Here is an 18,788-nt window from a genome sequence, read left to right as displayed (position 1 = left end):
CCTCTCCTTACTGATTTCCATTCATCACTGCATCTATATATATTTCCGGATTCATTAACGTCGTCGCAGCATCCTGTACATAAACCGCAATCCATTCTGCTCCAAGACCAAGCGCTATGGTAGCAATCCCGAGTAATACAATAGGTATCAGCATTCCTTTTTCTAATGGAACTTCATCTTCCTCACTAATGATCGTCTCACCCCAAAACGTATTCATGAAAATGCGGAGTAGAGAATACAAGACGAGCACACTTGAAATAAACGATATTGCAAGCAAGGCAAACGAACCCGTTTCAATCGCCCCTTGACCAATAAGTACTTTACCGATAAACCCACTAAGCGGTGGAATACCCGCAATCGACATGAGCGTAAGGAAGAACGACCACCCAATAAGTGGATAGTTACGAATTAGACCACTCATTCCCTCGATTCTCGAAGTTTTAGTTACGTAAATCATCGTTCCGATTAGTAAAAACAATAAGGCTTTAATGATCATGTCGTGGACGATGTAATAAATCGAGCCCTCTAACGCTACTTGCGTAGAAACAGCAAGCCCCACCAGTATAAAACCTACTGTAATGACAACATTATACGCAGCGATTTGCCGAATATCTTTATAGGCAATTGCACCAATACTTCCACCAATCATCGTTAATATCGCCATAATACCAATCAACGTATGAGTAATCGAAGGTTCGTGGTAGAAAACAAGCGTAAACATACGGAACATAGCGTAAATACCAACCTTTGTCAGTAATGCTCCAAAAAGTGCAGCGACAGCTGTTGGCGGAGCACTGTATGAACCCGGCAGCCAGAAGTAGAGCAAGAGTCCTGATTTCAAACTGAAGACAACTAAAAAAATAATCGCAATCGTTGTAAGAAGGGGTCCTTGCCCAACCTCCGCAATGCGGACCGATAAATGTGCTAGATTCAATGTTCCTACAGTTCCATATAAATAAGCTATTCCAAGTAAGAAAAACCAAGAGGATACTACATTAATGACTACATACTTAATAGACTCCACTAATTGAATTTTTCTTCCCCCGAGCGTAATGAGTACATAAGAAGATAACAACATAACTTCGAAACAAACGAATAGATTAAATAAATCTCCTGTCAAAAAAGAACCATTTACGCCCGCAATTAAAAACAAAACCAATGAATAGAAATACATGTTTTCATGGGCTGCTCCGATGGATGAAAATGAATACAACAACACCATCGCGGCAACAATCGCAGTTGTCAATACAAGCAAAACAGAAAACGAGTCTGCGACAAAAGAAATACCATACGGGGGCATCCAACCACCAAAATCAATTCTTAAAATCCCATCCGTTTGGATTAAATTTAATATATATAAACTAATAACTGCAGTAATCACTACAGAAACAAAACTAAGAAGTCGTTGAAGTCGAACTGAATTGCGAATAAACACTAATAGAATTCCCGTTAACAACGGTATGATCATCGGCAAGACTATAATATTATTCATTTTTAAATCCTCGCAATACATCAAGATCATCTAAACCTGTTTCTTTATAGGTACGATAAGCAAGAACTAATAAAAAAGCCGTCACAGCAAAGCTAATTACAATTGCCGTCAAAATAAGCGCCTGTGGAAGCGCATCCGAGTACGACTCTGCATTTTCTCCAAGAAGTGGTACGGCACCTTTTTTTAGCCCACCCATTGTAATCAGTAGCAAATGCACAGCGTGCGAAAGAATTGCAGTACCCAAAATAATACGGATGAGGCTTCTTGAAAGAAGTAGATAAACCGCGACGGTTACAAGTAAACCGACGAGTATTGTTATTAACGTTTCCACAAGCTACACATCCTCACTTATACTTAAAATAATCGTAACAACGGAACCTACAACAGTAAGCGCCACCCCTGCTTCAAACAACATCATAGTTGCCAACTCTGTTGAACCAAACACCGGCAAAACAACATCAATATGAGATTGAGTAAGAAATGGAGCTCCAAAAAAAACAGGACTGAGGCTTGTTAAAACAACGAGCAGCACACCAAATGCCGCTACCTTTTTAAAATCAAATGGAATGCCTTTATGAACCGTTTCAATATCAAATACCAAATAGAGCAAGACGAAGGCAGAGGATAAGACAAGTCCACCAATAAATCCACCGCCAGGATTGTTATGTCCCGCGAAAAACAGCTCGACGCCGAATGTTAAAATAATAAAAACAACGATCGCAGTTACTGTTTGTAAAATGACATCATTGATTTTCAACGTCATTATCCTCCTTTTTCGCCTTCAGCTTAATCAATGTAAACACACCAATTCCTGCTATGAAGAGGACGACGACTTCAAGCATCGTATCGAATGCACGAAAGTCTCCTAAGATTGTATTGACAATGTTCTTTCCACCCGTTAATTCATAAGCATCTTCAAAATAAACCGATATTGAATCAAACATTTTATTGCCTTGAACAGCCAGCGCAATTATTGTAACAACAGTTCCTACCAATAAGGCAATTATCCCTTTTGTAATCTTAGACTTGCGGGAAGACTTTTCCTTCGTCCATTCCGGTAAGAAATGGAAACACAATAGAAAAAGAGCGGTCGTAACTGTCTCAACTACAATTTGCGTAAGGGCTAAATCCGGTGCCCTAAAATAAACAAAAAAGAGTGCAATTGAATACCCAAGAACACCGTTCAATAAAATGGCCGTCATACGTGATTTGGCAAACAGAATCGCGATTGCTGCCGCCATCATAACGATGATTAATATCAATTCATAGATTGAAATAGGCCCATCATCTGATAAATTAAATGAATATCCACCTAATAACAAAAGAGTTCCACCCACTGCGGCAATAAAAAACAGTAAAATATAAGCAAGATAATCACGTAAATACCCTGTCATATAAAGCCTAGTCAGTAGTGTAGACAATTTTTCCATTTGCATAAGCGTTGCGTTATACATAGAGTCCAAGCTCCAACGTACCGGCAGCAAACCATAAATCGGTCTCCAATAACGTAGAAATATGTATAATAGTGCCCCGATAATAATTACCCCTATGGTCATAAACAATGCCGGAGTGGGACCATGCCAAGCCGTTATATGAGGAGTAAGATCCGCCTTCCCAGCAAACGAAGGGTAAACCGCCGACATTGCAGGCCGTATCAGATAGTTCCCTATTACATTTGGAAAGAAAAAGATACCTACAACAAGCACAGCCAATATCGAAGGAGCTGTCAACATTCCAGGAGATGCCTCATGTGCTTTACGATCAAGTCTTTGCGGCTGATGTTTCCCAAAGAATGTTTGAAACACAATAATCATCGAGTAAACAAATGTGAACACACTTGCAATCCAAGCAACAACTGGAATGAACGTTCCCCACGTACCTATATCAAACAAATTAAGAGTACTAATGTTTAAGGCAGCTTCAAAAAACATTTCTTTACTTAAAAAACCATTGAAGGGCGGTAAACCTGCCATTGAAAAACTACCTATAAGAGCGATGGTAAACGTTACTGGCATCAATGCCATTAGACCGCCTAATCTACGGATATCACGAGTCCCCACATTGTGGTCAATAATTCCAATAACCATGAATAAGGCACCTTTAAACGTTGAATGATTGATGAGATGAAACAATGCAGCAAATGTTGCTTGCGTAAAAATAACCGAATCTGCACTATAACCGGAATTGAGAGCGGCCGACCCGAATCCGAATAAGCTCATAATGAGACCCAATTGGCTAATTGTCGAATATGCAAGTAAAGCTTTTAAATCTGTTTGTCTTACAGCATTAAACGCACCCCAAAACAAAGTGAAAATACCAACAAAGCTCACAGTATAAAACCAAGTAGCTTCACCGCCAAAGACGGGCGTCAGACGCGCTACAAGGTAGATTCCCGCTTTCACCATCGTTGCAGAGTGTAAATATGCACTAACAGGTGTCGGTGCCTCCATCGCGTCAGGAAGCCATATATGAAAAGGAAACTGTGCAGACTTTGTAAACGCACCAAGAAGCACTAAAATCATTGCCAATATAAACAATGGGTGATCCGTATACTGGCCAATTACAGCAATAATTTCACGCACACTAAAGGATTCGGTCATCGCATAAAGCATTATAAAACCAGCGAGCATCGCCACTCCACCGGAAACAGTAATGAGCAAAGACTTTTGTGCACCATAACGGGATTGCTTACGGTGGGACCAAAATGCGATGAGTAGAAATGACGAAATACTCGTCAATTCCCAAAACACGTAAAGTACCATTAAATTATCCGAAAAAATTACACCAAGCATCGATCCCATGAACATAAGTAAATAAACATAAAAATGGCCTAGCGATTCCCTATTCGATAAATAATAGATTGAATATAATATTACAAGTGTTCCGACGCCAGTAATTAGAAGGCCAAAAATCATACTGAGGCCATCCAAATATGTAGTGAAATTTATTCCGTAAGTTGGAATCCATTCTAGTGTTTTTATGTATGTTTTCCCGCTAGCGACATTAGGGATATAGCTTGCAAGACCAATGAATAAAATGAGTGGAACAAGCAAAACAAACCAACCAATATTTATAGTCGGTATTTTTTTGTATATAAAGGGAATAAATAGAGCAGCCAAAAAGGGAATAAAAATCACCATTGCTATTGTATACAAACAAAAACCTCCAATCGGTGACTCATAAAATCACTCTGAAATACCTGGTACTCGAAATCTTTTCATAAAAATCCGGTGTGCACTTGACTCACACTGTGGCAAAATGGATAATAGGATGTTATAGAGACCTAGAATTATACTAATTGGAAAAGACTAACGTGATGAAAGAAGTATTTTTGCGCAGGTAACCAAAGTGAATTATACACTATAATCAGCTTATTTGCACCGAGTAGTCCTGTCTATTAGACTTTCCACTTGTACTCTTATTCATTCTCATATATAATTACTAAGTTTTCAAATTCTCAGTAACCAATTGGCAATAAATTATTATTAATAAAGAGGTGAAGAACCGTCATGGGCAAAGTAAAAGGTCGGATGGACGAGAGTATTCTCGTTTGTGTCTACTATGGTCCAAATGGTGAACGTCTCATTAGACGCGGACATAAAATGGCGAGTATTATGGATTGTCCGATGTATATTTTAACAGTAGACGCTCTTCCATTCGATGAATTTGATGCAGAAAAGTCGGAATATGTTGAGCGCTGGAAAGAGCTCTCCGAAGAATTAGATGTTGAAGAATTCATTATCCGTGATAATGATAAACGCCCTTCCGCCAAAGTAATTGCAGAGGTCGCACACAAACACAACATTACACAAATCATTATTGGCCAGACTGCACAAAGCAGATGGGAAGAAATCACAAAAGGGTCTTTTATGAACGTATTACTACGTGAAATTACTTTTGTAGACTTCCATGTTGTTTCCGTTGATCGGGCTATTAAAGAGGAAGTTGATGGTATCTTCGAAAAGGGCGTTCGAGCTTATTTAGTTAAAGACGGAGACGGCTTTCGTATCAAGTTTACTTTATCGAAAGATGCTCAGTATGAAGGTATTTTCTTCAAAGAAATAGGTACTGATTTTAACAATGGGATTTTCAAGTTTATGGCAAACAGTAAAATGTGCAATGTACATATTACTGATGACCAAGTTGCAGACCCTTCAACTATTACTTGCAAGTTATAATATTTCCAGCGGAAGTCTCCTTCAAGGAGACTTCCGCTTTTTTCATGGCAAAAAACTCCACATTATATGCAAAGAAAAAAGGGCAGAAATTACTCTGCCCTCTCCTCGCCTACTATTTTGACTTCAAGTTCTAACTCAACGTCAAACTTCTTTTTCACTTCGGCTTTCACCATCTCAATTGTTCGAATGTAATCAGAAGCTGTTGCTTTATTTTTATTCACAATGAATCCTGCGTGCTTCATAGATACTTCTGCACCGCCGAATCCTCTGCCTTGCATTCCACTTTCTTGGATTAGTTTGCCTGCGAAATAACCGGGTGGTCTTTTAAACACACTTCCCGCCGATGGATATTCCAGCGGTTGTTTGGATTCGCGTTGATGCGTAAGATCGGCCACTTTTGCATCAATTTCTTCTTGAACACCAGTTGCAAGTTGAAAATCAGCCGACAATACATAATAACCTTCTTTAGTGATAATACTTTGACGGTAGCCAAGTTCCAATTCTTCTTTGGTAAGTACGACGAGTTCTCCCGTTTTCGTGAGTACCGTTGTTTGAACAATAATATCTTTTATCTCACCACCGTAAGCACCAGCATTCATCGCCATAGCGCCTCCAATAGATCCCGGAATTCCACAAGCAAATTCCAACCCAGTCAACCCTGCCGCAGCTGCACCTCTTGAAGCGTCGATTATGAGTGCACCACCCTCTGCATGTACAGAAGTTCCATTTATTCTAATTTCATTTAGTTTAGACAAGTGAAGAACAATTCCGCGTACACCACCGTCTCTAACAACCATATTCGATCCATTCCCTAAAAGAAGTAAAGGTATTTTTTTCTCATATGCGTAACGCACTGCGGATTTCGTTTCTTCAATGGTTGCTGGGATAACTAGTAAATCTGCTGAACCACCTAGTTTTGTCATCGTATATTTATTAAGTGGTTCATCTATTTTCAATATACCTTTTGTTATTTTAGTTTGAAGTTCATTAAACCAATGATGCTTTGACATCAACATACAGTCCTTTCGATAAAAACCTTTTCATCACTATAAGTATGCTCGGAATCTGTACTTTTGACAAGGCTTTCTAATAAAAAAAATATGGTAACATTTCACACTATTTCGTTTTAATTGGTAAGCTTAATTAAAATAGCTTGACTTCAAGGTAATATGCTTTATAATAAGAATTAGATTTAAAAAACTAAGGAGGAATTTTATTATGACAAAATGGAATATAGACGCTTCACATACAAGCGTTGGTTTTTCAGTAAAACACTTGATGGTTTCAAAAGTAAGAGGACGCTTCACTGGTTTGGAAGGTACACTTGAAGGAAATCCTGAAGATTTGACAGGCGCTAAGATTGAATTTAAAATCGACGCATCTACAATTCACACAAACAGCGTAGACCGAGACAACCACCTACGTTCTGGAGATTTCTTCGATACAGAAACATATCCGAACATTACGTTTGTTACGACAGACATTGTGAAAAAAGGAAACAATAAATATGAGCTCATTGGCGATCTTACAGTTAAGGACGTAACAAAAAAGGTTACGTTTAAAACAGACTACGAAGGTACAGCGGTAAACCCTTGGGGTGTAAAAACAGCTGCATTTGAAGCAGAAACTAAAATTTCTAGAAAAGAATTTGGTCTTACATGGAACCAAACGCTTGAAGCGGGCGGCGTTCTTGTAGGCGATGACATTAAAATCACAATTGATGTGCAAGCAAACCCAGCCGAATAAAAAAAAGTCCGGACATTCAATCGAAAAGATTGTGTGTCCGGACTTTTTTAACTATTTACTGTTAAATCGATCGAATGCCTTCTTCTTCAGTGACTTTTCGTAAGGCATCGGCAAATGTTTCTGCCGGTTGTGCACCAGAAATTGCATACTTTCGGTTAATAACAAAGAATGGAACTCCTTGTACGCCTACTTGTCTTGCTTCACTAATATCCGCTTTCACGTCTTCTGCAAACTCATCCGATTCAAGCATCTCATTCGCACGCTCTTGTGAAATCCCTGCGTCTACTGCGAGTTGTAGGAGAACTTCTTTACTTCCAACTTCTTTGGCGTCAATAAAGTTAGCACGCAATAAGCTTTCAGCTACAATTCCACCAAGGTTTTCTGTCTCTGCCAGTTTCACTAGACGGTGTGCATCAAATGTGTTGCCCGGTTTCATATTTTCAAAATCATAGTCCAAACCTACTGTCTTAGCTTGTTCAGAAATGTTATCAGTCATATTCACTGCTTCTTCTAGACTCATATTGTATTTTTTCGATAGAGCTTCGTGCATGCTCATTTCAGATGTTCGTGGTGAATTCGGATCAAGTTCATATGCCTTAAAAACAACTTCTACCTTATCTGTTAGTCCAGTAACCTCAAGTGCCTCTTCCAAACGACGTTTACCAATATAGCAAAACGGACAAACGTAATCCGACCATATTTCTATTTTCATTATATTTCACACCTTCCCATACCTCCATATTAAATCTTCACTAAGAAGGCAACAATGAATATGCCTGATTAAAATTATAGGGGGTATATCGATGTCCAAATCTTTATGGCTTTCGACAGCTTATCCGCTCGACAATTTTCCTACCTTACAGACGGACATCCAATGTGATGTGTGCATCGTCGGAGGCGGGCTAAGTGGGATAGCCAATGCTTATTTCCTTGCGAAAGAAGGTAAGAAAGTCATACTTCTCGAGAAAAATAAAATACTAGAAGGTGCTACTGGAAATTCAACAGGAAAATTTACTGCACAGCATACTCTCATTTATGGAAAATTAATAAAGAAGTTCGGTATAGAAGCCGCAAGACTCTATTACGATATAAATATAGAAGCATTAAACTTCGGAAAATCATTCACGGGCTCGGATGAATTGGTAGATGTAGATTCCATTTTGTATTCACAAACCAAAAGTGGGACTGATTTGCTAAAATATGAAGCCGAGGCCTACGAATCGCTTGGTATTCCAGGTGAGTTTGGCAGATATACCGAACTTCCGGTACGAATGGATGCAACACTTGCATTAATGAACGAATGTCAAATACACCCTGTACGCTTTGGGCAAAAGCTAGCCCAATTGGCCATTGAAGCTGGCGCACAAATCTTTGAGGATTCTGGTGTATTACTTATGGATTTAAAAGAAAATGAACTCACTCTCCATTCCCATCAAAAAGTACGATTCAAGAAACTTGTTCTTTGTACACATTATCCAATTGAGACACTACGAAGTATGCAAACCATGAAGTTATCTGTCAATCGCTCTTACATAGTTGCAGCAGAAGCAGACATCTTACTGCATGGCCAATACATTTCCGTCGACTTCCCCAAAAGATCGATTCGAACCGCAAGAATCGATGGGAAGACTTACTTTTTGTTGTCTGGCGAAAGTCATCCTGCTGGAGCTACAGGAAATACTCAAGTTCGATATGACCAACTCTTTTCTGAAGTTCAGGAAAACTTTGGACTGTCTGATTTCACACACGCTTGGTCAACGCAAGATCCACAAACGCCGGACATGATTCCCTATGCTGGCATACTATCTTCGGGAATGCCCCATGTGTATTTAAGTACGGGATATCGGAAATGGGGCCTTTCCAACTCACTTGTATGCGCAAGAATTATTAGTGATTTAATTGTCGGAAGGAGGAATTTTGCAACCGAATTATTTTCACCAACTCGTACAAATTTTGGAACTTCCCTCCTTCAAGCCTTAAAGAATACCGGACATGTAACAAAAGAGTTTGCTATCGGTTTTACATCGCGGAGAGACTCGCCTACATGTACTCATATGGGTTGTAAAACAAGATGGAATAGCGCGGACGAAACTTGGGATTGTCCATGCCACGGTTCCCGTTTTAGAAAAGATGGATCGGTCTTGGAAGGTCCAGCTACAAAACCACTCGACTTGTAATGTAATGAGTCCCTATTTTCGGTATACTACCGTTAAAGGGGTGTTCAAATGACTTTAAGAGAAATAAAGAGGGTGCGATGGACCGATGAAGATCGCTATCCATTTAACCCAGATCTTATACAAAATTTTGAATCGCTCAAACTGGACGTTCCAGTCACAATAATTGCGGGTGATAACGGTAGCGGAAAAACGACTCTTTTAGAAGGAATAGCAGCCGCTGCGGGAAGCACATTAATAAGTGGAGAACATATGGAAATGGATAAATCCTTTTCTCCCGCATTTGAATTGGCAGACGAACTAAAACTCATTTGGTCCGTGAAGACTGGAAACGGCTTCTTTTTCAGGGCGTCTGATTTCATCACATATACAAGAAGCTTGGCAAATATCCGCGAAGAAGCTCGTATCACCATGGAAGAAATTAAAAAACGTGATCCAAATAGTCTTGAAATTTTACCCTATGCTAGAACGTATTATGAACTTCGTCATCTATACGGGGAGGGTCTTGATAAAAGGTCCCACGGGGAGAGTTTTCTTGATTTGTTTCAAGCAAGATTTAACCCGAATGGATTTTATATTTTGGACGAGCCCGAAGCACCACTATCACCAAGCAAGCAACTTACATTGCTTGCTATGATGCATGACATGGCGAAAAAAGGCGCAAGATTTCTCATATCTACGCATTCTCCAATACTTATGGCTTATCCAGGGGCAGACTTATATGAGATTCAAGAAGGTGAACTTGTAAAACTTCCATTCGAAGAGATTGGGCATGTCCGTTTAACTAAGGACTTCTTGCAAGAACCCGAACGCTATTTCAGACACTTATTTGATTGAATACAAAACAGGCTACACCGATTTGACTGGTGTAGCCTGCTTTTATTCGCTTTTATTTCAACGCTTCTGTTAAGACGGGTACAATTTGCATCTTTCTTGAAACGATTCCTTTTAACATTCCGCGATTGTTTGAGAGTGCTACGTTGAACGCCGAGCTCGCACGTTCGGCTTCTTTTCCTAGTGCTAAAAAGGTAGAGTCGTTATGGATAATATCTGTAACTACGAAGAGGAACAAACCTAATCCTTTTTCTGCAATTACGCGGTATATAAGGTCTTCAAGTTCACCTTGCTGACTCATTATGGATTCGACGTCCACTGCATTTACTTGTGCAATTTCAATTTTAATTTCATCAATCATGAATTCTTTAGCATCCAGTGCAATTAAATCCTCAAGTGATTTGCCGCTCAGATCAGTTCCAGCCTTCAGCATTTCAAGTCCGTAAACGAGTGGATCTGTTTCACAAATCAAAGCGAGTTCATCCGCGGCCAAACGATCTTCCTCTGTGAATGTAGGAGATTGAAATAAAAGAGAGTCCGAAATAATAGCTGACAACATAAGTCCGGCAATGTTTTTCGGAATTTCAATGCCGTTTTCTTTATACAGCTTTTTCACAATCGTTGCTGTACAACCAACCGGCTCCGCTCGGTAATAAAGTGGATCACTTGTTTCGAAGTTTGCAATTCTATGATGATCAATCACTTCAATAATTTGTACATCTTCAATGTCATCGACACTTTGCTGCTTCTCATTGTGATCGACTAAAATAACTCGTCCCACTTCGGTAGCAGCTTTCTCTATAAGTCGTGGAACTTCAAAGCCAAAATGCTCTAATGCGTAGGCTGTTTCACCTGTTACCGTACCCAGTCTAACCGCTTCAACATTCATGCCCAATTGCTCTTTTAAATAGGCATAACTAATCGCCGCTGTAATTGAGTCGGTATCGGGGTTTTTATGTCCAAAAACAAATACTTTTTCCATTCAAAATTTCCTCCTGCTCTTCTATAAAATATAGTATCTATAGTATCACAAATTCTTACCTAACAAAATCGAAGCAAGTCCCTCATTGTTTTCAACAAAGTCAGCCAAAGTATACGAATCTAACACTTTAAAATAAGCATCCAATGCATCATGCAAGACATTTTTCAATTTACATACTGGCGTAATGACACATTGATTCGTAGCACAATTAAAACATTCGACAAGATGAAAATCTTCTTCTGTCTTACGGACAATATCACCTATATTAATATCACCTGGTTTTACATTTAAACGAATACCGCCGCCACGTCCACGAATTGTTTCAATAACACCTATTTTTCCGAGCTCGTGCGTAACTTTCATCAAATGATTTTTAGATATATTGTAGGCATCTGAAATTTCTTGTATCGTAGACAGCTCTTTATCGCCTTTTACACCTAGATATAGAAGAACGCGTAGAGAAAAATCCGTATACATTGTTAGACGCATTATTTCACCGTCCCATCCTTTTTTAATTATAGCCTTTGTGGCCGTTTCGTGAAAGAATTGTGGCTAAATCAACAACAATCCTTAAAGATGTATATTGGATATATCTTTAATTATCGATATCGTTTATTCTAAAAGCATACGAACAAGAGAGGTTGTGCAGATCAATGTTATCACAAGACACAATGAAAATTATCAAATCTACTGTACCAGTATTGGAGCAACACGGAAATACAATCACAACTGTTTTTTACAAAAATATGTTCGAAGCTCACCCTGAACTTCTAAACGTTTTCAACAGCGTAAACCAATCTCAGGGGCGCCAGCAAGCAGCACTTGCAAACACTGTTTATGCAGCTGCGGCAAACATAGATAATCTTGCAGCAATTATGCCTACAGTGATTCAAATCGCACATAAACATAAATCACTTGGTATTACAAAAGATCAATATCCAATCGTAGGATATTACCTACTCGGTGCGATTAAAGAAGTACTTGGCGATGCTGCGACTCCTGAAATCATTGCCGCTTGGGGTGAAGCATATGGCGTCATCGCAGATGTATTCATCAACATAGAAGACGTAATGTATGCGGATGCCGAACAAATGGATGGCGGCTGGAGAACATTCAAAGATTTCACCATTGAAAATAAAGTGGTGGAAAGCGAAGTCATTACATCTTTCTATTTAAAACCTGTTGACGGGATGAAATTACCTTCTTATAAGCCAGGACAATACATCTCCCTTCGCATCAATATTCCAGGAGAAAAAAACACATTAATTCGCCAGTATAGTTTATCACAAGCTGAAAACGGTGAAGAATATCGTATTTCTGTGAAGCGCGAACAAGATTTCGAACCGAACGGTAAAGTATCTTGCCACCTTCATAACCAATTAACCGTAGGCGATACAATTGAAGTAAGTATTCCAGCAGGTGTTTTCCACCTAGACGTTGAAAATACAACGCCTGTTACACTCATAAGCGGTGGAGTCGGAATTACACCAATGATGAGTATGTATGAAACAATTGCGAAAGAAACACCAAACCGACCTGTAACATTTTTGCATTCGGCACGATCACGTTCGCATCACGCATTTGGAGATAGATTGCTTAAACTAAATGCTTCACTTACAAATTCAAACTATGCTGTACTTTATTCAGAAGAAGGCGATGGCTTCATTTCACATGAATTCCTCGCGACTAATGTATTGGAAGGCAGCGATGTCTATGTATGTGGACCAACACCTTTCATGCAATCTGTACTTCGAGATCTCTATGCACTTGGAATGCCGGAAGATAAAGTTCACTTCGAATTTTTCGGCCCTGCAGTTCAATTAGAACTCGTTGAAGCTTAATAAGCACTTCAGTCAAAATAAAACAGCCATTATCCAAGTTGGATAGCGGCTGTTTTTTGTTCGAATTTTTTTATATAATCGATGCTTAAATTATTAAACACATCCGGCTGATCAATATTGCATACATGTCCAGAATCTTTTATTTCAATAAATTCAAATACATCAATCTGACTCACTACCTCTTTAATGGACGGCATAAATAAATAGTCTTGATCCCCCATTAGAAATAAAGTCGGTATAGAAGTCGTTGAAATTTGAAGTCGGTATAAATAAGGATTGATAAATTTCATAAGTGCAAACCACTTAATAAATTCCTTTTGGCACATCCGTTTCGCTTGGTTGACGAATGCGAGTCTAGATTCCTCATGTTGTTTTCGAGGCATTAAAATATACGCAAACAATTGATATAGAAGCATATATGGAATAAAACGCTTCGTTAAGCGAGCAATCCACAGTAAGGTTTTCGTTCGAATGTCAAAACGAATAATTGCGCCTCCAAGAATGAGCGATTTCACCCGTTCTGGATTAGTGTCCGCAATCGTTTGTGCAACAATTGTTCCAAGTGATATCCCAATGACATGCGTAGAGGCAATCCCAACCTCATCTAGTACGTCTACTACTTCTTTTGAGACTTCTTTGAATGTATCTCCCTTTTTCCAGAGATCTCGTTCAGATTGTCCGTGTCCACGAAGATCAATCAGAAGTATATTATGTTCTTTCCTAAATCCTCTTATTTGCTTGTACCAAATAGATGAGCTTCCGCCTGCACCGTGGACGAAAGTAACCCATGGAGAAGACGGGCTAATTTCATATGTTTTGTAATGAAGCAAGCCGTTCACCCTTCCTAGTATTATACTTACTATTAAACCATTATTCGCGGGTTCCTTTCAACTTCTATATACGTTCTTTCACATATTTCGTCAAATAAGCTTCATAGAATAGACATTTTTTTAATATAGAAAAAAAGAGTGCCCCAAATTTCGGGACAATCTTATCTCTTTACTTTGTCCGGTAACCTAAAGGATGCAAAAATTAGTGCTGCCACGAGGAACGTTCCTAGATATCCGATTGTTGGATAAAATATCGCTACCAGATCTGTAAATCCGACAAAGCTTGCCGCAAAACCAATCATAAGGGTTATGAACACAAATACCTTGAACTTGACTGTACCGATTGTAATGAAGCGTGCACCGAAGGCATAAAACATACTTACTGCCGTATTAAAAATCATACCAAATAGAATGAACGCCATGAAAACCCCAAATATTGGAGAAATACTATTCACAAGTCCCAACATAGGTAAACTAAGATTGGCAACTTCTTCAACTTTCGAGTATATTGCTAAATTACTCAGTACAATAAGTAATCCAATACCGAGTCCTCCAACAAGTCCACCCCACGCCGCAACTCTTTCATCTTCTTCAGTACCACCCATCACAATGGCCATTGAAGCCCCAACTGCAATATTAAAGGATACATAATTGATGGCAGAAATGAACCAATTCGGCAATGATGTTTCTAAGTCCAAAGCGATTGGATTGAGTGCAGTAAAGGACTCACCCATTGTTACTAAACTATAAATTGCAACAATAATGACGGTTAATACTAAAAAGGGTGTAATGCTACCAATTACAGCGACTACTTTTTCCACGTTAAGCATAACAGTCAACAAAACGAGAATTACCAATATAAGACTACCTAGGAAACTTGGCAATCCGAACTGTTGATTTAAATTCGCGCCCGCTCCCGCAATCATTACTACACCTACACCAAACAAAGTAAAGATGATAATGTAATCCACGATAATTCCTAAATAACGCCCACTTATTTTATATACAACTTCTTTATGGGATGTGGTACGCATCCGACTGCCAAGACGAGTTAATGTCATCCCCAAATATGCAAACAACGCAGTCGCAATTATTGTTCCGATAATTCCAAGAAGACCAAAGCTTGTAAAGTATTGTACTATTTCTCGTCCAGAAGCAAATCCAGCACCGACAACGATACCAATGAAAGCGCTTCCCATTTTTAAAACCTTTTTCATGTTGACCTCCAATTTATAATGCCGCCAATCGAGATGACTAGTCTGCCTAGTATTCATAATGCTAGGACTGAAGTTTGTGACTCTGACTTAACTTATCACTATTTAAATAATAGTTCAACATTAAAAAAAGACCGAATAAACGGTCTTTTCACAATCAATTCTCTTCATTTTCCAATAGACCTACTTTAAGGATTGTAACAAGTAATTTCAGACCAGGACTAAAATACTTACCTCTATAAACATGTTTTTCACACCATTCTACTTACCTAAAACACAAAACATATTAACGGTATTTAGATACATATTTAGACCCTTTTTCAAAAAAGCGCCACGGATAATCTACTGCTTCGCCTGTGTTTCCTATCCCAACCCTAGGGCCTGTCTCAATTTCCTTGACTTCAGGCCCTTCAGAAATGAATAAAGGCTTTTCAGACCAGTGGTGGCCGTAATACTTCATCGTGATGCCAAGCGCCTTAGTGAGCTTCCCAGGGCCATTTGTCCAGTCCTTCATTTGAATTTTCTCGCCGCGATTCATCTGCATTTGTTCAAAACCCTCTATAGGTTCTGCCGCGCGAATTAAAACCCCGTGAGGCACGCCAACAGCACCACTCACCACATTCATCAGTATATGAGTATGCATTTGATACGTGTAAACCAGTCCAGCTTCTTTAAACATTACTTCTGTTCGTTTCGTTGGTTGATTGCTAAAACTGTGAGCTGCCCGGTCAATCGGTCCCTGATATGCCTCTGTTTCAACAATCCGAGCAACAAGGTAAGGAACCGAGGATCCCGGAGGCTGCTCATGAACAATGTATTGTCCTATTAAATTCCTTGAAAGCTCTAGGACAGGTGCTTGGAAAAATGTTTGATCTATAGGTTCATACATAGGAATACTCCACTCCTCGACTGTATTCTACCTATTTACTCTTTAATTAAACCCTTTTCAATAAGAAAGTCTCTCGCTACATCTTCAGGCTTGTCCTTATCCAAATCTACACGCGCATTCATTTTCAGCATATCTTCCTCTGTAATTTGACCTGCGAGTTTATTTAATGTTTTTTCAAGGTCAGGGAATTTAACTAATGTCTCTTGTCGAACAATGGGTGCGGCATCGTATTTCGGGAAAAATCCAAGATCATCTTTAGTGGTTGCTAAATCAAACATTTGGATTCGACTATCCGTTGTGAATGCTGGAATCACATCTACATCGCCATTTTTCACTGCTTCATACATTACATTTGGATCCAGACTTTTAGTTTCTTTAAAGTTAAACGGATAAGCTACAATCATATCTTCATAGCCGTCACCTTTACGTTCATAAAACGCATGAGGAGCACCAAAAACTACCTCTTCGTTGCCAGTTTGGGCTGCGAGTTCCGAGTAAGTCCCAGCATCATATGATTTTTCTTTCGAATACGCTAATGTGTAACCATTCTCAAAGCCAAGAGGTTCCAGCCATGTGACACCAAATTCCTCTTCATACCCTTTTTTTACCCGCTCAAAAACACTTGCAGAACTTTCACCGGAATCGGATTCTTCCTTCAGTACATCTTTAAGTCCTGTCCCTGTATATTCCACATAAACATCAATGTCCCCTTTTTCAAGGGCAGGCGTCATAATAGCCACTTCACCTAGTCCATCCTTAATTTCAACTTTATAATCTGTTTCACTTTCAATATATTGCCCTAAAATATGAGGTAAAATGAACTGCTCTGTCCATGGTTTTCCACTGATTACAATTTCATCTTTATTACTACAAGCTGAAAGTAAAAGTACAGTTGCTAATAATACAATACCTAATCCTTTTTTCACGTCAAATTCCTCCTATGCTTCTTTCGCGCCTTTTGGTGTCACTTTCTTTTCAATCCATTTCAATAAAAAGTCAAATGCAATTGCAAGAAGTGCAACCGGTATTGCTCCCGCTAACACCAGAGAGTTATTATAAGATTGTAATCCTCTGTAAATCACATCTCCAAGCCCACCAGCACCTACAAAAGTTGCCAGCGTTGCAATTCCTACAGTCAAAACCGTGGCCGTTCGAATCCCTGCCATAATAACCGGAAGTGCAATCGGAAACTCGATTTTCTTTAAAATCTGATTTTTAGTCATACCCATACCTCGCCCAGCTTCGATAATTGACTCATCGACACCGGTTAGACCTGCATACGTATTCCGGACAATTGGTAATAGTGCATAAATCACGAGCGCAATCAGTGCTGTCTTTGAACCTATCCCAATAATCGGAACAAGTATACCGAATAAAGCAAGACTTGGAATCGTTTGTAAAATTGCTGTCACACCAATAATAGGTTCCGCAAAACGACGATATCGAGCAACAAGCATACCAACCGGTAAGGCTATCAAAATCCCTATAAAAAGTGCTGAAAACGATAAGAAAATGTGTTGAATGAATGCTTCTATTACCAAGTCCGAGCGACTGCTAACCGTTTCAATAAAGTCTCTCACGACGAACCACCACTTTTCATTGAGGCTTGTAACAGCGAGTGATGTCCTATGTAACCTAGAATTTGTCCATCTTTCTTAACTGCCAAACGGTGATTCGGGGCTTCATCCAACAGAGCAATCGCCTCACTAACCGTAATCGATCCATTGACTTCATTTGCTAATCCGTCCCATGACTGATCGTAATAGTGCACGAATTCACTAAGTTTCTGTTGACCGAAATCGCGTTGACGTGCGATACGATCAATTCCTATAAAATCACGCACGAAATCCGACTCCTGTTGTTCAATCAGTTCGGAAGGAGTCCCTATTTGTTCAATTTGTCCTTCTCGCATAACGATAATTTCATCTGCAATTTCAAGTGCTTCATCCATATCATGGGTAACAAAAACAATCGTTTTCTTGATTTTCATTTGTAAATTCTTTAATTCTTTTTGCAATTGTTCTCTACTAATTGGGTCCAATGCCGAGAATGGTTCGTCCATTAATATAATGTTCGGATCACTTGCGAGGGCACGACTTACACCTACGCGTTGTTGCTGTCCGCCCGATAATTCAAAAGGATAACGCTTTTTAAATGTATCTGGCTCCAAACCCACCATCGTAAGTAACTCATCCACGCGAACATTTATTTTCTCCTTGTCCCACTTCAATAGTTCGGGCACAAGTGAGATATTATCCTCAATTGTCATATGTGGAATGAGACCTATACGCTGAATTACATAGCCAATCGAGCGTCTTAACTCAACCACGTCCCGATTCGAAATTGGTTCTTCATCAATCCAAACTTTGCCTTCAGACGGTACTTCCAAACGATTTATCATACGCATTAGTGTCGTTTTTCCACATCCACTTGGCCCAATTATCACGGTAAGCTTATGTGTTTTAATCGTTACGGACACATCTTTTAAAGCCTCAGTTCCATCAGGAAATCTTTTAGTTACATTTTCAAACCGAATCACAGCATCACTCCTATCTTCAAAACCTACCTTGCGTCGCACTAAAACACCTTTTCAAGAGTATACGTTTGT

General features: G+C 39.3%; 19 protein-coding genes. 5 read left to right on the top strand and 14 right to left on the bottom strand.

Annotation, left to right across the window (positions count from 1 at the left end; all coding sequences use genetic code 11):
- Positions 1–7: 7 nt before the first annotated feature.
- From ACFSFY_RS06175 to ACFSFY_RS06160, 4 genes are read right to left on the bottom strand one after another with little or no spacing between them, the layout of a single operon-like run.
- Complete coding sequence (locus ACFSFY_RS06175; protein WP_381536309.1) at positions 8–1,492, bottom strand: Na+/H+ antiporter subunit D; 1,485 nt, start codon at positions 1,490–1,492, stop codon at positions 8–10.
- Positions 1,485–1,823 (bottom strand): Na(+)/H(+) antiporter subunit C, encoded by a 339-nt coding sequence (locus ACFSFY_RS06170; protein WP_381536308.1) that lies wholly within the window; start codon positions 1,821–1,823, stop codon positions 1,485–1,487. The genes ACFSFY_RS06175 and ACFSFY_RS06170 overlap by 8 nt, the downstream gene beginning before the upstream one ends.
- Before the next feature lie 3 nt (positions 1,824–1,826).
- On the bottom strand, positions 1,827–2,249 hold the full coding sequence (locus tag ACFSFY_RS06165) for a Na(+)/H(+) antiporter subunit B (protein WP_381536307.1): 423 nt from the start codon (positions 2,247–2,249) through the stop codon (positions 1,827–1,829).
- On the bottom strand, positions 2,236–4,647 hold the full coding sequence (locus ACFSFY_RS06160; protein WP_381536306.1) for a Na+/H+ antiporter subunit A: 2,412 nt from the start codon (positions 4,645–4,647) through the stop codon (positions 2,236–2,238). Before ACFSFY_RS06160 ends, ACFSFY_RS06165 begins: the two co-directional genes overlap by 14 nt.
- A gap of 354 nt (positions 4,648–5,001) precedes the next feature.
- On the opposite strand from ACFSFY_RS06160, the gene ACFSFY_RS06155 reads away from it, so the two are divergent.
- A complete protein-coding gene (locus ACFSFY_RS06155; RefSeq protein WP_381536305.1) occupies positions 5,002–5,670 on the top strand; it encodes a histidine kinase in 669 nt (222 codons plus the stop codon).
- A gap of 89 nt (positions 5,671–5,759) precedes the next feature.
- Here the strand turns inward: ACFSFY_RS06155 and murB are convergent, their stop codons facing one another.
- Positions 5,760–6,680: a UDP-N-acetylmuramate dehydrogenase gene (gene murB / locus ACFSFY_RS06150; protein ID WP_381536304.1), complete on the bottom strand. Its 921-nt coding sequence runs from the start codon at positions 6,678–6,680 to the stop codon at positions 5,760–5,762.
- 208 nt (positions 6,681–6,888) lie between these two features.
- Here murB and ACFSFY_RS06145 point away from each other — a divergent pair, with 208 nt between their 5' ends.
- Entirely contained in the window at positions 6,889–7,416 is a 528-nt protein-coding gene (locus tag ACFSFY_RS06145; protein ID WP_381536303.1) for a YceI family protein, read from the top strand.
- 61 nt (positions 7,417–7,477) lie between these two features.
- On the opposite strand, the gene ACFSFY_RS06140 is transcribed toward ACFSFY_RS06145, so the two are convergent.
- Entirely contained in the window at positions 7,478–8,128 is a 651-nt protein-coding gene (locus ACFSFY_RS06140) for a DsbA family oxidoreductase (protein ID WP_381536302.1), read from the bottom strand.
- A gap of 91 nt (positions 8,129–8,219) precedes the next feature.
- Here ACFSFY_RS06140 and ACFSFY_RS06135 point away from each other — a divergent pair, with 91 nt between their 5' ends.
- Both ACFSFY_RS06135 and ACFSFY_RS06130 read left to right on the top strand, forming a co-directional pair.
- Entirely contained in the window at positions 8,220–9,593 is a 1,374-nt protein-coding gene (locus ACFSFY_RS06135; protein WP_381536301.1) for an FAD-dependent oxidoreductase, read from the top strand.
- Positions 9,594–9,641: 48 nt separating this feature from the next.
- The gene (locus ACFSFY_RS06130) at positions 9,642–10,427 is read left to right on the top strand and encodes an AAA family ATPase (RefSeq protein ID WP_381536300.1); all 786 of its coding nucleotides are present in this window, start codon (positions 9,642–9,644) and stop codon (positions 10,425–10,427) included.
- Positions 10,428–10,479: 52 nt separating this feature from the next.
- Here ACFSFY_RS06130 and ACFSFY_RS06125 read toward each other — a convergent pair whose 3' ends face one another.
- Both ACFSFY_RS06125 and ACFSFY_RS06120 read right to left on the bottom strand, forming a co-directional pair.
- Positions 10,480–11,406: a manganese-dependent inorganic pyrophosphatase gene (locus ACFSFY_RS06125; RefSeq protein WP_381536299.1), complete on the bottom strand. Its 927-nt coding sequence runs from the start codon at positions 11,404–11,406 to the stop codon at positions 10,480–10,482.
- 45 nt (positions 11,407–11,451) lie between these two features.
- The gene (locus tag ACFSFY_RS06120) at positions 11,452–11,895 is read right to left on the bottom strand and encodes an RrF2 family transcriptional regulator (protein WP_381536298.1); all 444 of its coding nucleotides are present in this window, start codon (positions 11,893–11,895) and stop codon (positions 11,452–11,454) included.
- A 164-nt stretch (positions 11,896–12,059) separates the two neighbouring features.
- Between ACFSFY_RS06120 and hmpA the strand changes: the two genes are divergently transcribed.
- On the top strand, positions 12,060–13,247 hold the full coding sequence (gene hmpA / locus ACFSFY_RS06115) for an NO-inducible flavohemoprotein (RefSeq protein WP_381536297.1): 1,188 nt from the start codon (positions 12,060–12,062) through the stop codon (positions 13,245–13,247).
- Positions 13,248–13,276: 29 nt separating this feature from the next.
- On the opposite strand, the gene ACFSFY_RS06110 is transcribed toward hmpA, so the two are convergent.
- From ACFSFY_RS06110 to ACFSFY_RS06085, 6 genes are all read right to left on the bottom strand, one after another.
- Complete coding sequence (locus tag ACFSFY_RS06110) at positions 13,277–14,077, bottom strand: alpha/beta fold hydrolase (RefSeq protein ID WP_381536296.1); 801 nt, start codon at positions 14,075–14,077, stop codon at positions 13,277–13,279.
- Between the two features lie 161 nt (positions 14,078–14,238).
- Entirely contained in the window at positions 14,239–15,294 is a 1,056-nt protein-coding gene (locus tag ACFSFY_RS06105; RefSeq protein WP_381536295.1) for a YkvI family membrane protein, read from the bottom strand.
- Positions 15,295–15,577: 283 nt separating this feature from the next.
- Positions 15,578–16,180: a DNA-3-methyladenine glycosylase gene (locus ACFSFY_RS06100; protein WP_381536294.1), complete on the bottom strand. Its 603-nt coding sequence runs from the start codon at positions 16,178–16,180 to the stop codon at positions 15,578–15,580.
- Positions 16,181–16,215: 35 nt separating this feature from the next.
- Complete coding sequence (locus ACFSFY_RS06095) at positions 16,216–17,106, bottom strand: glycine betaine ABC transporter substrate-binding protein (RefSeq protein ID WP_381536293.1); 891 nt, start codon at positions 17,104–17,106, stop codon at positions 16,216–16,218.
- A 12-nt stretch (positions 17,107–17,118) separates the two neighbouring features.
- Positions 17,119–17,760, bottom strand: a complete 642-nt coding sequence (locus tag ACFSFY_RS06090; protein WP_381536292.1) for an ABC transporter permease — start codon at positions 17,758–17,760, stop codon at positions 17,119–17,121.
- A complete protein-coding gene (locus ACFSFY_RS06085; protein WP_381536291.1) occupies positions 17,757–18,719 on the bottom strand; it encodes an ABC transporter ATP-binding protein in 963 nt (320 codons plus the stop codon). The genes ACFSFY_RS06090 and ACFSFY_RS06085 overlap by 4 nt, the downstream gene beginning before the upstream one ends.
- Between the last annotated feature and the right edge of the window lie 69 nt (positions 18,720–18,788).

It is taken from the genome of Sporosarcina siberiensis (assembly GCF_042681925.1).
Lineage (GTDB): Bacteria > Bacillota > Bacilli > Bacillales_A > Planococcaceae > Sporosarcina > Sporosarcina siberiensis.
Note: the sequence above shows the minus strand (reverse complement) of the source record. Positions and strands in the feature narration are given on the sequence as shown.

Bases quoted from the DNA above. Each gene is read 5' to 3' on its own strand.
- hmpA (WP_381536297.1), top strand. From the start codon at position 12,060: ATGTTATCACAAGACACAATGAAAATTATCAAATCTACTGTACCAGTA.
- ACFSFY_RS06125 (WP_381536299.1), bottom strand. From the start codon at position 11,406: ATGGAAAAAGTATTTGTTTTTGGACATAAAAACCCCGATACCGACTCA.
- ACFSFY_RS06135 (WP_381536301.1), top strand. From the start codon at position 8,220: ATGTCCAAATCTTTATGGCTTTCGACAGCTTATCCGCTCGACAATTTT.
- ACFSFY_RS06105 (WP_381536295.1), bottom strand. From the start codon at position 15,294: ATGAAAAAGGTTTTAAAAATGGGAAGCGCTTTCATTGGTATCGTTGTC.
- murB (WP_381536304.1), bottom strand. From the start codon at position 6,680: ATGTCAAAGCATCATTGGTTTAATGAACTTCAAACTAAAATAACAAAA.
- ACFSFY_RS06175 (WP_381536309.1), bottom strand. From the start codon at position 1,492: ATGAATAATATTATAGTCTTGCCGATGATCATACCGTTGTTAACGGGA.
- ACFSFY_RS06140 (WP_381536302.1), bottom strand. From the start codon at position 8,128: ATGAAAATAGAAATATGGTCGGATTACGTTTGTCCGTTTTGCTATATT.
- ACFSFY_RS06145 (WP_381536303.1), top strand. From the start codon at position 6,889: ATGACAAAATGGAATATAGACGCTTCACATACAAGCGTTGGTTTTTCA.
- ACFSFY_RS06155 (WP_381536305.1), top strand. From the start codon at position 5,002: ATGGGCAAAGTAAAAGGTCGGATGGACGAGAGTATTCTCGTTTGTGTC.
- ACFSFY_RS06130 (WP_381536300.1), top strand. From the start codon at position 9,642: ATGACTTTAAGAGAAATAAAGAGGGTGCGATGGACCGATGAAGATCGC.
- ACFSFY_RS06100 (WP_381536294.1), bottom strand. From the start codon at position 16,180: ATGTATGAACCTATAGATCAAACATTTTTCCAAGCACCTGTCCTAGAG.
- ACFSFY_RS06120 (WP_381536298.1), bottom strand. From the start codon at position 11,895: ATGCGTCTAACAATGTATACGGATTTTTCTCTACGCGTTCTTCTATAT.